The 13,347-nt window shown below is 42.7% G+C and carries 11 protein-coding genes; 10 read left to right on the plus strand and 1 reads right to left on the minus strand.

What is annotated here, in order from left to right:
- Positions 1–338 precede the first annotated feature (338 nt).
- Positions 339–2,366 carry an excinuclease ABC subunit UvrB gene (uvrB, locus tag V5804_RS16150; RefSeq protein WP_369592440.1) on the minus strand — a complete coding sequence of 676 codons (2,028 nt, stop codon included), beginning with the start codon at positions 2,364–2,366 and terminating at the stop codon, positions 339–341.
- A 457-nt stretch (positions 2,367–2,823) separates the two neighbouring features.
- On the opposite strand from uvrB, the gene upp reads away from it, so the two are divergent.
- The 10 genes from upp (at position 2,824) to V5804_RS16200 (ending at position 13,324) form a co-directional block, all read left to right on the plus strand.
- A complete protein-coding gene (gene upp, locus V5804_RS16155; RefSeq protein ID WP_369592441.1) occupies positions 2,824–3,468 on the plus strand; it encodes a uracil phosphoribosyltransferase in 645 nt (214 codons plus the stop codon).
- A gap of 38 nt (positions 3,469–3,506) precedes the next feature.
- Positions 3,507–4,247 (plus strand): YjjG family noncanonical pyrimidine nucleotidase, encoded by a 741-nt coding sequence (locus V5804_RS16160; protein WP_369592442.1) that lies wholly within the window; start codon positions 3,507–3,509, stop codon positions 4,245–4,247.
- 330 nt (positions 4,248–4,577) lie between these two features.
- Entirely contained in the window at positions 4,578–5,570 is a 993-nt protein-coding gene (locus V5804_RS16165) for a glycosyltransferase family protein (RefSeq protein ID WP_369592443.1), read from the plus strand.
- Positions 5,571–5,619: 49 nt separating this feature from the next.
- Positions 5,620–6,603: a DUF6427 family protein gene (locus V5804_RS16170; RefSeq protein WP_369592444.1), complete on the plus strand. Its 984-nt coding sequence runs from the start codon at positions 5,620–5,622 to the stop codon at positions 6,601–6,603.
- Positions 6,604–6,648: 45 nt separating this feature from the next.
- The gene (gene purQ / locus V5804_RS16175) at positions 6,649–7,341 is read left to right on the plus strand and encodes a phosphoribosylformylglycinamidine synthase subunit PurQ (RefSeq protein ID WP_369592445.1); all 693 of its coding nucleotides are present in this window, start codon (positions 6,649–6,651) and stop codon (positions 7,339–7,341) included.
- Positions 7,341–8,081 carry a type III pantothenate kinase gene (locus V5804_RS16180; RefSeq protein ID WP_369592541.1) on the plus strand — a complete coding sequence of 247 codons (741 nt, stop codon included), beginning with the start codon at positions 7,341–7,343 and terminating at the stop codon, positions 8,079–8,081. Before purQ ends, V5804_RS16180 begins: the two co-directional genes overlap by 1 nt.
- Positions 8,078–9,379: a hypothetical protein gene (locus V5804_RS16185; protein ID WP_369592446.1), complete on the plus strand. Its 1,302-nt coding sequence runs from the start codon at positions 8,078–8,080 to the stop codon at positions 9,377–9,379. Before V5804_RS16180 ends, V5804_RS16185 begins: the two co-directional genes overlap by 4 nt.
- Before the next feature lie 4 nt (positions 9,380–9,383).
- Entirely contained in the window at positions 9,384–9,971 is a 588-nt protein-coding gene (gene lptC / locus V5804_RS16190; protein WP_369592447.1) for an LPS export ABC transporter periplasmic protein LptC, read from the plus strand.
- Between the two features lie 411 nt (positions 9,972–10,382).
- Complete coding sequence (locus V5804_RS16195; RefSeq protein ID WP_369592448.1) at positions 10,383–12,482, plus strand: SurA N-terminal domain-containing protein; 2,100 nt, start codon at positions 10,383–10,385, stop codon at positions 12,480–12,482.
- A gap of 320 nt (positions 12,483–12,802) precedes the next feature.
- A complete protein-coding gene (locus V5804_RS16200; protein WP_369592449.1) occupies positions 12,803–13,324 on the plus strand; it encodes a DUF2480 family protein in 522 nt (173 codons plus the stop codon).
- Positions 13,325–13,347 lie beyond the last annotated feature (23 nt).

Below are 13,347 nucleotides of genomic sequence, written 5' to 3' on the forward strand. Positions count from 1 at the left end.
CACGCTCAGATCCGAACGGCCCTTGCTTAATTCTACAGCCATCACCTTGAACTCCCGGTCATACTGTTTTCTGATTTTTGACATATTCATAAAGTTAAGTCTTTCCCTTAACTCAATGTCCATTCAAATGTAGCAACTCCATTTCCTTACTTCATATCTACCAAACCCAGCAACTTCCACTTCATCATCGCGACCCTTTTGACCGATTACTAATTGCCCAAGCTACTATCGAACAAATACCAATTGTAAGTTCGGATGAATGGTTTGATCAGTATGAAATAGAACGAATTTGGTAAAATTTAGGGTGGTAAAAGAAGCATCATACTTCTTTTACCACCTTAAAATTTCTCCGTCATCATTTTTTCTAAGGCAAACATTTCATCACGCAGTTTGGCCGCGCCAAGGAAATCCATATCCTTTGCTGCTTTTAGCATCTCTTTTTTGGTATTTTCGATGGCTTTTTTCAGTTCCGGTTTGCTCATGTACTGCACAATTGGGTCGGCAGCAATGTTATCGGCAACATCCTGTTCCACATAAGCCTGCTGCACGCCGCCTTTAAAATCCATCACTGATGTTTGTTCAATTATCGCTTCGCGTGTTTTGCCGATTGTTTTCGGTACAATGCCGTGCTCTAAATTATACTGGATTTGCTTGTCGCGGCGGCGGTTGGTTTCGTCCATTGTGATCTGCATCGAATCTGTAATTTTATCGGCATACATAATGACACGCCCACGATCATTCCGCGCAGCACGGCCAATGGTTTGGATCAAAGAACGTTCTGAGCGTAAAAAACCTTCTTTATCGGCATCCAAAATCGCAACCAGCGAAACTTCGGGCAAATCCAAACCTTCCCTTAAAAGATTGATACCAATCAAAACATCAAATTCGCCCAAACGCAAACCGCGCAAAATCTCTACGCGATCTAATGTTTTTACTTCGGAGTGAATGTAACGGCATTTAATGTTGAGGCGGTCCATGTATTTGGCCAGTTCTTCGGCCATGCGTTTGGTTAAAGTGGTAACCAAAATCCGGTCGCCTTTTTTAATGGTTTGGTCAACTTCTTCCAGCAAATCATCCACCTGGTTAATAACAGGCCTAACTTCAATCACCGGATCCAGCAAACCTGTTGGCCGGATCACCTGCTCAATCACCACGCCTTCCGATTTTTCCAGTTCAAAATCGCCCGGAGTGGCGCTTACATAAATGGTTTGCGGCGCTAAACGTTCAAATTCCTGGAAGTTAAGCGGACGGTTATCCATCGCCGCAGGCAAACGAAAACCATATTCTACCAAAGATATTTTGCGGGAACGGTCGCCGCCATACATCGCCCGGATTTGCGGAACGGTAACGTGGCTTTCATCAATCACCATTAAATAATCTTTTGGGAAATAATCGAGCAGGCAGAACGGGCGCATTCCCGGTTTCCGACCGTCAAAGAAGCGCGAATAGTTCTCGATGCCCGAGCAATAACCCAACTCGCGGATCATTTCCAGATCGTAATTCACCCTTTCTTCCAAACGTTTGGCTTCCAAAAAACGACCTTCGCTGATAAATTGCGTTTTCCGCGTTTCCAGTTCTTCCTGGATTGCCCAAACCGATTGCTGAAAACGCTCGCGCGGCGCCACATATAAATTGGCCGGAAAAACAACCATGTTCTCCATTTTTTCGATTGTTTTTCCGTTCGTTACATCAAAAGTGCTCAACTCTTCAATGTCATCACCGTAGAAATTGATGCGGTATGCGTAATCCAGATAAGCCGGATAAATTTCCACCACATCGCCTTTTACACGGAAAGTCCCGCGTTTAAAATCGGCCGTCGTTCGGGCATATAAAATCTCCACCAAACGATGTAAAAAAGCATTTCGGGTAATGCGTGTTCCAACCGCAAAACGGAAAACAGAGTTCGAAAAATCTTCCGGGTTGCCCATCCCATAAATGCAGGAAATGGACGAAACGACGATGACATCTCGGCGGCCCGACATCAAAGCAGAAGTAGTGCGTAAACGCAATTTTTCGATTTCTTCGTTAATCTGCAAATCCTTTTCAATGTAGGTATTGGAGGAAGGAATGAACGCTTCCGGCTGGTAATAATCGTAATAGGAAACAAAATAGTTGACTGCATTTTCCGGAAAAAACTGCTTGAATTCGCCGTAAAGCTGTGCCGCCAGGGTTTTATTATGGCTTAAAACCAACGTTGGTTTTTGCGTTTGCTGGATCACATTTGCAATACTAAACGTTTTACCGGAGCCGGTTACACCAAGTAAAGTCTGGTAATTTTCGCCGCTTTCTACGCCTTGCACCAACTGGCGGATGGCTTCCGGCTGGTCGCCGGACGGCTTGTATTGTGAGGTTAATTTAAAATCCATTGAGAAGATAAAAGTACGGATTTTGTGTTTTGAAATGCTAAGGAATATAGCTTTGGGATGTTTGTTTTTTGTCAGGAATTTTTATGTTGAATTCTGTAATTATTATCACGTTGGAAAGGCCGTTAGAAAGGTAGCCATCCAGGCGCGAGGGGTTGAATGCCGCCCGGAGGCGATCCGGCATTCTTGATTTTTTGGTTCTTTTTGATCAAGCAAAAAGAACGCATAAAAGAGAAAATAATTGATGAATTTATCCCACAAAAAAAGCTCCATTCTCACTACATCAATTTCCCAAGTGGAACTTAGGCGTTCGTGAGCTACAGAGCTTTAGGCAAATGTAATAATTTATCACAAAATATAACAATTTACCAAAAATTATCATAACCCGCTACTCATAATAACGCATACTTCTTTTATCACCCTAAATTTTATCCCATAAAAAAAGACCTATTTTCGCTGCATGATTTTCCAGCTCGATCAAACCAACTCGGTAGCCAACCGCTTTATTGCCGAAATGCGCAATGTACACACGCAGCAAAACCCGCAGCGTTTCCGGCATAACCAAACGCGTTTGGGCGAAATTTTGGCCTACGAGATCAGCAAAAACTTAGATTATCAGGAAACCGAAGTGAAAACGCCGTTGGGAATTGCCAAAATAAACCTCGCCAAAGAACAACCTGTTTTGGCCACTATTTTACGTGCCGGTTTGCCTTTTCACCAGGGATTTTTAAACTTTTTTGACCGGTCCGCTTCGGCATTTATTACGGCTTACCGAAAGACGGACGAAAACCACGATTTTACCATTCAGGTAGAACATATTTCAAGTCCGAATTTAGACGGACAAACCGTCATTCTATGCGATACAATGCTGGCCAGCGGGCAAAGTATCGTACAGGTTTGCAAGCGTTTGCAGGAAAAATACCAGTTAAAAGAACTGCATATTGCCGCCGTTATCGCCAGCACTGCGGGTTTAAAATATGTGCAGGAAAATTTGCCCGAAGCGTATATTTGGGTTGGTTCGGTCGATCAGGAAATGAACAATTATTCCTATATTATTCCGGGTTTGGGCGATGCCGGGGATTTGAGTTTTGGGGAAAAGATTTGATGCTGTTTTTATCGGCATAAAAGAAGCATCTTTCCCGAATGCTTCAACCTAAAACGACAATTGACAACACGAAACTGACAACGAAAATGCCATACCAACACCTCTTCTTCGACCTTGACCATACCATTTGGGATTTTGATAAAAATGCCGAAGAAGCACTGCACGAACTTTTCATCCTGCATAAACTACAAGATTTAGGTTTGGCCGCGCCAGATATTTTTATCGAAACTTATACCCGCAACAACCACCGCCTTTGGGCCGAATACCATTTGGGAAAGATCAGCAAAGAAGTTTTGCGCGAAGCCCGTTTCAAACACACTTTTTTAGAATTGGGTTTGGACGAAACCGTTATTCCGGCGGGTTTTGAAGATGCTTACGTGCAGCTTTGCCCAACTAAAACCAACCTTTCTCCCTATGCGCATGAAGCGCTGCAATATCTGCAATCCAAATATAGATTGTACGTAATTTCCAACGGGTTTAAAGAATCTACGGAAATGAAAATCTGCTTGTGTAATCTCCAACAATACTTTGAGCACGTTTTTATTTCAGAAGTGATCGGCGTTAACAAACCTGATCCTGCAATTTTTAAACACGCTTTAGAAATCGCGAATGCACAAAAACCGGAAAGTTTGATGATTGGCGATAGTTTGGAAGCCGATGTTTACGGTGCGCTAAATTTTGGTATGGATGCCATTTATTTCAACCCAAACAAAACCGAAAAACCTGAAAACGTGCCGGTGCAAATCCATCATTTGAATGAGCTGATGCTGTTTTTATAGGCATAAAAACAGTATGGCAACTATATTATTTTTTTAACGTTCGCGTAACTTTCAGTTCACTTTGCAGTCAGAACTTGCAATTGATAAAATAGTTATGGATTTTGAGTACTATCATTTGCTTGCATGGAGCATTTTGTTTTTGCTGTTGTTCCTGTTTTACCTCAGCCCGTTTGAATTGAGCGTGAACGACGACGAGGACGACGAGTAAGCTTCTTTTACCGGCAAAAAATCAGCAGCCTCAGCCTGCGTTAATCCTTTTTTGAAATTGTAGCAAATACAACAAAGGTTTTTTCAAAACGGTTTTCCTTAATTTGCGCCCTTGTTTACCGCATGAAAATATTATTTGCCATACAAGGGACTGGCAACGGCCACATCAGCCGCGCCCGCGAAATTGTGCCTTTGCTGCAACAATACGGTGAACTGGATTTGCTGGTCAGCGGCACACAGGCCGATGTTTCCCTTTCGCAGTCTTTAACTTATCGGTTGCACGGTTTCAGTTTTATTTTCGGAAAAAAAGGCGGCGTAGATTACTGGAAAACCTACAAAACCATGAATTTGCGCCAATTGCTGCGCGATGTGCGTTCGCTTCCGTTAAAACAATACGATTTGATTGTGAACGATTTTGAACCGGTCTCGGCTTGGTCCTGCAAATTGCAAAAGCTGGAATCTGTTGCTTTAAGCCATCAATGTTCGTTCATCTCCCCAAACACGCCTCGGCCTAAAAACTGGAACTATGCCGAGTTGTTGTTTAAACATTACGCGCCAACCACGCATCACGTCGGGTTTCATTTTGAACGTTACGCCGGTTTTATCCACACGCCGGTTATCCGAAGTGAAATTCGGCAAATGGAAACGCAAAACCTGGGGCATTACACCGTTTACCTTCCTGCTTATGATGACCAGCTTTTGCTGCAATATTTTAGGCAGGTAAAAGAAGTATCGTGGCATATTTTTTCAAAACACACTACAAAAGAATATTTTGAAGGAAACGTCCAGGTAAAGCCCATTCAAAACAAAGCTTTTAACCAAAGCCTGGCCAGCAGTGCCGGTTTGCTTACCGGCGGCGGTTTTGAAGGCCCGGCCGAAGCTTTGTTTATGGGCAAAAAAGTGATGATGATACCAATGAAAGGCCAGTACGAGCAGCAATGCAACGCCATTGCAGCGGCAAAATTAGGTGTTCCGGTTATCGGAAAGATTGATGGAAATTTTGTTGAGCATTTAAAAAAATGGCTTTCATCAAACTCAAAAATCGAAGTTGATTTCCCTGATAAAACCGCGCAGATCGTTTCCGAAATCGTTTCCCGGTACGGCAAAGCGCGTTAAGTTTCGGCTTGTTCTGTTTTTCTGCTAATATTGCGCAAAAGAGTCCTACATGATCCAGATTTTTCGGTCGCACAACCCCATCAACATTTTCTGGCTTGTGGTGCTTTTGTTTTTGCTGCGGATGGGCCTGGTCTTTCATCTGCCGCAAAATTTGGATGCTTCTTTTACCGGCCTTTTTTCAAGGTTGCTGGTTGCTTTTCCAACCAAAACTTTTACGCCTGGCGGAAATGTTTTTTATGCCAGCATCATCATTTTGATACAGGCACTTTGGTTCAATTACATCGTCAACAACCATAACTTGCTGGGCAAGCCTTCGTTTTTGCCGGCTTTGCTTTTCGTTACCGTTTCCGGTTTGTTCACATCGTTTTACACGTTAAGCGCGCCGCTGATCTGTAATTTTTTGATGATTTGGGTATTGCAAAAACTGTTTGAACTCTATAAAACGGAAGAAGCAACGTCAACCGCTTATGATTTGGGTTTGATTGTTGGCATCGGCACCTTAATCTATTTCCCGTTTATTGCACTTTTTTTGATAATTTGGATCGGCTTGCTCATTTTTCGCCCGTTCAACTGGCACGAATGGATGTCGGGTTTGATGGGTTTTTTAACCGTACTTTTCTTCCTGTCGGTTTATTATTATTGTACCGATCATACGTTTGCTTTCCACAACCTGGCGCTTTCTTTTGATGCCCAAATCCCTAAGTTTGATGTCAGCCATCCTTATCATTATTTAGTGTTGGTTCCGCTGGTTTTCATTTTTATCCTGGCACTTTTCCGGCTGCAAAACAATTTTTTGAAGAGTATGGTGATGGTGCGAAAAACCTTTCAATCGCTGCTTTTTATCATCCTGCTGGTTGCCGCCGCAAGTTTCATAAAAACCGACTTCAACTTTAATCATTTTTTGCTCGGCGCAGTGCCAATTGCCGCGCTTTCGGCTTATTACTTTTTATACGCCACCAAAAAATGGTTTTACGAAAGTTTGTATTTACTGCTGCTGTTTGGCATCGTGTATTTTCAGTTTAACAATTTTTAACTTTTAGGTACAATGGTTTTTAAACAGTTCTGTTAGTTTTGTAGAATGAAATTCGGCGTCGTTATTTTCCCTGGTTCCAACTGTGATGAAGACATCATTTACGTGCTTGAAAAAATTATGGGGCAGCAGGTGGTTCGTTTGTGGCACAAAGACCACGATTTGCAGGGCGTAGATTTTATCGTTTTGCCGGGCGGTTTTTCCTTCGGCGATTATTTGCGTTCCGGTGCCATTGCGCGTTTTTCTCCGATTATGCAGGAAGTGATTCGTTTTGCCGGGCAAGGCGGTTATGTTTTGGGCATCTGCAATGGGTTTCAAATTTTAACCGAAGCCGGTTTGGTTCCCGGAGCCTTGCTACACAACAAAAACCGAAAATTCATCTGCCGAAATACGTACATCAAAGCACAAACCAATAATTCGCTGCTCACTTCACAGGTTGACCTGAACAAAGCATTAAAAATTCCGGTTGCGCATGGCGAAGGCAATTTTTATGCCGATAAAAACAGTATTGAAGAGTTGAAGCAGAACGACCAAATCCTGTTCCGCTATTGTGATGCCGCCGGAAACTATACGGATGAAGCCAACGCAAACGGTTCTATCCAAAACATTGCCGGCGTGTGCAATAAAGCGCGAAATGTTTTTGGTTTGATGCCGCACCCGGAGCGTGCCGCCGACAGCTTGCTGGCCAACCAGGACGGGCTGGCTATCTTTGAATCCATTTTATCGGTTGCCAACGCTTGATGGTCAGCCTGGTTTTTGATATCGGCAATACTTTTTCTAAAGTTGCTGTTTTTGAGGAACAACATATTTTGTGGACGGAACGTTACCGGCAAATCACCGAAAAACTGCTCCAACAAATCCTCGTAAAATTTAAACCGGCAACGGCCATTATTTCTTCGGTGCAAAACAAAATTTTTTTGTGGGAAACGATGCTGGAGCAGCAGTTAAAAACGTTTCGGTTTCATCATCAAATGGCAAAATCCATCAAAAACCATTATCAAAATCCCGAAAAATTAGGTTTAGACCGACTGGCTGCCGTAGTTGGTGCCCATTTTTTATACCCTAAAAACAGTAACCTGGTGATTGATGCCGGCACTTGCGTTACTTACGATTTAGTTGATGCCGAAGGGAATTATTACGGCGGCAGTATTTCGCCGGGATTAAAAATGAGGTTTAAAGCGTTGAAGCATTTCACCAAAAAACTGCCTTTAATTGAAGCAGAAACAGGATTTGACCAGGTTTCGGGCAGCAATACTAAAGAAGCAATTATTTCGGGCGTGCAAAACGGGTTGCGTTTTGAAGCAGAAGGCTTTATAAAAAAACAAACAGAACAAGACCCACAAACCAATATCCTGCTAACCGGCGGCGACCTTAATTTTTTTGATACTCACTTGAAAAGTAGCATCTTTGCCGCTTACGTTAAGCCCGAACCTTATTTAGTTCTGAAAGGATTAAACGCAGTTATACATCAGCAAGAATGATTAATCGTACCCAAATTTTACTTATACTTTTTTCTATATTTTCGGCATACAAGGTTTCCGGCCAGGCTACTACCAGTTCGCCATATTCCAAGTATGGTTTGGGTCTTTTACAGGAGCAAACTTTGCCGCAAAACATGGGCATGGGCGGCATTGCTGCCGGTGTGCGTACTGCTGGCGGCTACAACAACATCAATATGCTGAACCCAGCTTCGTATTCGGCCATTACGTTAACTACCATTGATGTTGGCGCTTACGGCACAATTAACACGTTAAGCAACAGTTCGGATAAGCAAACTGGCTCTGATTTCAGGCTGAACCACATTGCTTTTGCCATCCCGATTACCCGAGGAACTTCTGCTTTCAGTTTTGGCCTGCTGCCTTACAGCGATCTGGGCTACAACTTTAAACAGGTTACCAAAATTGATACCAATACGGTCAACAGTATTTACGCGGGCGATGGCGGTTTGTCAAAAGCTTATATCGGTTATGGCTTCAACCTGTTCAAACATTTAAATTTAGGTTTCAACGTAGGCTATATTTTTGGGAACCTGCGCAAAACCAGTTCGGTTGAAATACCTAATTATGTGGCTTCTTCTTTTAATACCCAAATTGAAAACAGCCAGAGTATTAAGGGTTTAAGTTATGATTATGGTTTGCAGTACCAATTTGATCTGTCCACAACGTCCAGCATTGTTTTGGGTTATTCGGGGACTTTAAAATCAACCTTAAATTCGACCAGCAAATACATTTCTACCCAATACCTTACCGACCCGACAACCGGAGAGGTTGACCTTGCAAGAGACACTACTTATTCGCGCACAGGCAGCAATACAAAAATCAACCTGCCGATGGAGCAGCATTTTGGCATCTCGTACCAAAAGCTGAACCATTATTTGATCGGGGCGGATTACAGCACGGGAAACTGGTCGGCTTTAGTTATTGACGGCGTAAACCAGGGGCTTAAAAACACGCAGTCTTACCACATCGGCGGGCAGATCACCCCAAATATAAACGCGCTGAACAGTTATTTGGCTGCGATGGATTACCGCCTGGGCTATCAGTTGAACAAAACTTATGTGCATACTTCCGGCACCGATATCAATGAATCTGCGGTTTCGTTTGGCGTAGGTTTGCCCATCCGTTCGCAAAGCCGTCTTGTTTTTTACAAAGTAAACTTATCGGCAGAAGTTGGCAGGAGAGGCACGCTTCAAAATAATTTGGTGAAAGAAAACTATGTCAATTTCAGGCTGGGTTTTTTGCTGAACGATACCTGGTTCAGGAAGTATAAGTTTGATTAAAAACATGCAGCGGCCGTTTCCCCAAAAAAAACCTGCGTTAAAATGGCTGATGCTTCTTTTACCGGTGTTTTTTTGGTCTTGCGAAAACGACCTGAAAAAAGTAAGGCAAATCTCCAGCAAGGAAGTAAACAACCCGGTTGAAACCACCATTGGCGTTGATGTGATCTACAGTGATTCGGCCAAAGTAAAAGCCCGGATGACGGCGCCGGTAATGCTTAACCATACCTCAGCCAAAGCCGAAAAGTCTTATTACGAGATGCCAAAAGGCGTGCATATTGATTTTTACGACCCGAAGCTGAAGCTGACCAGCACGGTTACAGCAGAATATGCCATCACCAAAAACCTCAACAAAATTATTGAACTACATAGAAACGTGGTGGTGGTGAACGATAAAGGCGATACGTTTAAATCCGAAGAATTGATTTGGGACCAGGCCGGCAAAAGGTTTTACTCCAACCAGTTTTCTACTTTAAAAACGATGGATGGCAACGTGATCAGTGGCAGCACTTTCAGGTGTAACGAAGATTTAACCGAACCGGAGTTCAACCAAGCTACCGGAATTGTAAATGTAAAAGAGGGATTAAACCCATAGGCCTGGTTAAACTTCTATCTAATTTTTAAACAAGGGCAGGATTTTATGCAATGCTTCTTTTACCCTATAAAAATTGGTGTAGGTACTGGTTTAAATAAATTAAAAACAACACTGATTTTTAGGCGATAAAAGAAGCATTGACCTGTCATCCTGAACTTGTTTCAGGATCCCTCTTGCAAGATAATAGTCTTTCTGATGGGATGCCGAAAAAATTTCGGCATGACAAAACAAAAAGCTTACCAATTTTTAGGTGGTAAAAGAAGCATAAAGCTTTATCAGGAAAAATTCAAATAAACCTCTCAAAAAAAGTAAAAACAAATTGCGCAATTTCATGTATCGGCTTTTTATCAAAATTTGTATCTTGCGCCCTCTTTTTTAAGCATTTAAATAGATTGATTTTTTATGGGAATAATGAGTTTTTTGCGGAACCGGTTGGGTGTGATTATGGTTGTGGTGATCGGTTTGGCGCTTTTTGCGTTTATTATTGGGGAAGTGGTGCATTACGGAAGTTCTTTTATGAACGGCGACCGTACCACAATTGGTGAAGTGGCAGGCGAAAAAATTAATTACGATGACTTTAACAACAAGCTGGAACAAAACATCCGGAATTTTAAGCAGCAATCCAACCAGGCCAACTTAAACCCGCAGATGGCCAGTTATGTGCAGCAAACTACCTGGAACCAGGCCATCAGCCAGATCATCCTGCAAAAGCAAATCAGCAAACTGGGCATTGCTGTTGGCGATAACGAAAGCAAAGCGTTGATCCAGGGAAACAACCCAAGCCCGCAAATTGTGCAGGCATTTACCAACCGCGAAACCGGGCAGTTTGACCGCCAACAATTGATGGGTTTTTTGAGCAACATCAGTTCTTCAAAAGCCGACCCTGCAACACGCGACCAGTGGGCAACTTTTGTGAACCAGATTATCGAAGGCAAAAAATCAGAAAAATACTTGTCGTTGGTGCGCAACGGGCTTTATGTAAACTCGCTGGAAGCAAAAGACGATTACGAAGCGCGCAACAAAATTGCCAATTTTAGTTATGTAACCTTGGATTATGCTTCGGTGCCTGACAACCAGGTAAAACTGACCGACGACGATTACAATTCCTATTACAACGAACACAAAAACGAGTTTAAAAACCCGGAAGAGACGCGTGCTTTTGATTACGTGGTTTTTAATGCGGCGCCATCCAAAGCCGATACCGCTGCGGTAAAAGAGCAGATCAATAAACTGCTTGACGGGTTTAAAACCAGCAAAAACGATTCGCTTTTTGTGGCCATTAATGCCGCTACGCCTGCGCCTTTGGTTTATCAGAAAAAAGGACAATTAGAGCCAACGTTGGATTCGGTGATGTTTAATGCTGCGACGGGCTTCGTTTATGGCCCTTATTTCTCGAACGGCGCTTATAAAATTGCAAAACTAATCAACACAGAAGTTGGGCCGGATTCGGTACAAGCACGTCATATTTTAATTAACCCGGCAACGGCAGGCGGCGTAGACAAAGCTTTGGCCAAGGCAGATTCTTTGCGAAAACTGATCCAGGGCGGAAAATCTTTTGCTGATCTGGCAAAAACCTATTCTATTGATGGTTCTGCTGCAAAAGGCGGCGAGTTGGGCACTTTTGCGCGTGGCTCGATGGTGCCTGTCTTTGAAGATGCTGTTTTTAATGGCAAAAAAGGCGACCTGAAAATTGTTACTTCCCAGTTTGGTGTCCATTTGATCGAAATTGAAGACCAAAAAGGGTCATCCAAAGTGGTTAAAGTTGCCGTGGTTGATAAGCCATTAACGCCAAGCAGTAAAACACAATCTGCAGCTTATGCCAAAGCACAATCGTTTTTAAGCAAAGTTTCCGGAGGTTCTTTTGCAGATGCCATAAAAGCAGATAAGCTGCAAAAACAAACGGCAGACGATGTAACGGCAAGTGCATCAGCCGTAACCGGTTTGGAAAACGCACGCGATGTGGTAAAATGGGCTTACGGCGCTAAAAAAGGCGATGTGTCAAACCAGGTTTTTGAATTAGGGAACCAGTATGTGGTTGCCCAACTGGAAGCCATCAAACCAAAAGGGATTTTGACATTGGATATGGTTAAAAAACAAATCGAACCGGCCGTGCGCAACCAGGTGAAAGCAAAACAACTGGAAGAAAAATTAAACAATGCCTTAAAAGGGGCAGCCGGACTGGACAAAGTTGCGGCACAAGTGGGCGGCAAAGTTGTGCCGGTACAAAATATTGTTTTTGCAAACCCGATCATCCCGGGCATTGCGCAGGAAAACAAAGTGGTTGGCGCAGTTTTCGGTTCGGCGCTGCACAAAGTTTCAAAACCAATTGAAGGCCAAAACGGCGTTTATGTTTTTGAAGTAGATAGTTTTAATAATCCGCCGGCTTTAAACAATGCTTTAAAAGACCGCCAGCAAATTGCACAAGCGGTGCTGCAACGTTTGGATACCGACGTATTTAATGTGTTAAAAGACAAAGCGAACGTAAAAGATTACAGGGCAAAGTTCTTTTAAACAAAGCTTTAACCTAAATTTGCATCCGGAAATAAGTATCTTGTTTCCGGATTTTTTTATTTGGGGCAGTTTAAACTTTTTAGGGCTTTGTTTATTTTCTATCACGAAAATTCACAATGCTTCTTTTACCGGGTAAAAATTGGTGTGTGTATTTTGATAAACCAATTGCTATCACGAAAATTTACAATGCTTCTTTTACCAGGTAAAAATTGGTGTGTAGCGTTTAACAACCAAAGGGTCAAGATTTTTTAGGTGGTAAAAGAAGCATCAACCAAAAAACGAAGGCCGGAAATAAAGTTTAAACAGGTTATTTTATCAACATGGAGATTCAGGAAAACATAATCAATAAAGTTGCGCAAAGTGGTTTGGTTACTTTTGACCCGGCCAGCCTTTATCCAACAGGCGAGCGGGTTTTGTACGATATCAAAGACAACCTTTTTATGGGTTTGATGCTGCGCGAAAAAGATTTCAGGGAGTTTATCAAACAGCACGACTGGGCGCAATACCAGGAAAAATACCTGGCTCTTACCTGCTCGGTTGATGCGATTGTGCCAACCTGGGCTTATATGTTGTTGGCCAATAAACTTTCTTCCATCGCCAATAAAGTTGTTTTTGGGGATTTGAACACATTGGAAACCGTTTTATTTGAAGAAGCAATCAGCAACCTGGATTTGGAAAAGTTTCGGGACCAGCGCGTGGTGATCAAAGGTTGCGGCGATGTTGCCGTGCCGCAGTCCGCTTATGTCAGTTTAACTTTTCGCCTTACGCCCATCGTAAAAAGTATTCTTTATGGCGAACCTTGCTCAACTGTTCCTGTTTACAAACGTAAAGAGGTTGTATAAACAATAAATCCTGTCTTCCCGCT

Source organism: Mucilaginibacter sp., assembly GCF_041088075.1.
Lineage (GTDB): Bacteria > Bacteroidota > Bacteroidia > Sphingobacteriales > Sphingobacteriaceae > Mucilaginibacter_A.

What these genes read in the sequence shown, in the direction of transcription:
- upp (WP_369592441.1), top strand. Translation starts at nt 2,824, where the DNA reads ATGATTTTCCAGCTCGATCAAACCAACTCGGTAGCCAACCGCTTTATT.
- V5804_RS16200 (WP_369592449.1), top strand. Translation starts at nt 12,803, where the DNA reads ATGGAGATTCAGGAAAACATAATCAATAAAGTTGCGCAAAGTGGTTTG.
- V5804_RS16170 (WP_369592444.1), top strand. Translation starts at nt 5,620, where the DNA reads ATGATCCAGATTTTTCGGTCGCACAACCCCATCAACATTTTCTGGCTT.
- V5804_RS16185 (WP_369592446.1), top strand. Translation starts at nt 8,078, where the DNA reads ATGATTAATCGTACCCAAATTTTACTTATACTTTTTTCTATATTTTCG.
- V5804_RS16195 (WP_369592448.1), top strand. Translation starts at nt 10,383, where the DNA reads ATGAGTTTTTTGCGGAACCGGTTGGGTGTGATTATGGTTGTGGTGATC.
- lptC (WP_369592447.1), top strand. Translation starts at nt 9,384, where the DNA reads ATGCAGCGGCCGTTTCCCCAAAAAAAACCTGCGTTAAAATGGCTGATG.
- purQ (WP_369592445.1), top strand. Translation starts at nt 6,649, where the DNA reads ATGAAATTCGGCGTCGTTATTTTCCCTGGTTCCAACTGTGATGAAGAC.
- V5804_RS16180 (WP_369592541.1), top strand. Translation starts at nt 7,341, where the DNA reads ATGGTCAGCCTGGTTTTTGATATCGGCAATACTTTTTCTAAAGTTGCT.
- uvrB (WP_369592440.1), bottom strand. Translation starts at nt 2,366, where the DNA reads ATGGATTTTAAATTAACCTCACAATACAAGCCGTCCGGCGACCAGCCG.
- V5804_RS16165 (WP_369592443.1), top strand. Translation starts at nt 4,578, where the DNA reads ATGAAAATATTATTTGCCATACAAGGGACTGGCAACGGCCACATCAGC.
- V5804_RS16160 (WP_369592442.1), top strand. Translation starts at nt 3,507, where the DNA reads ATGCTTCAACCTAAAACGACAATTGACAACACGAAACTGACAACGAAA.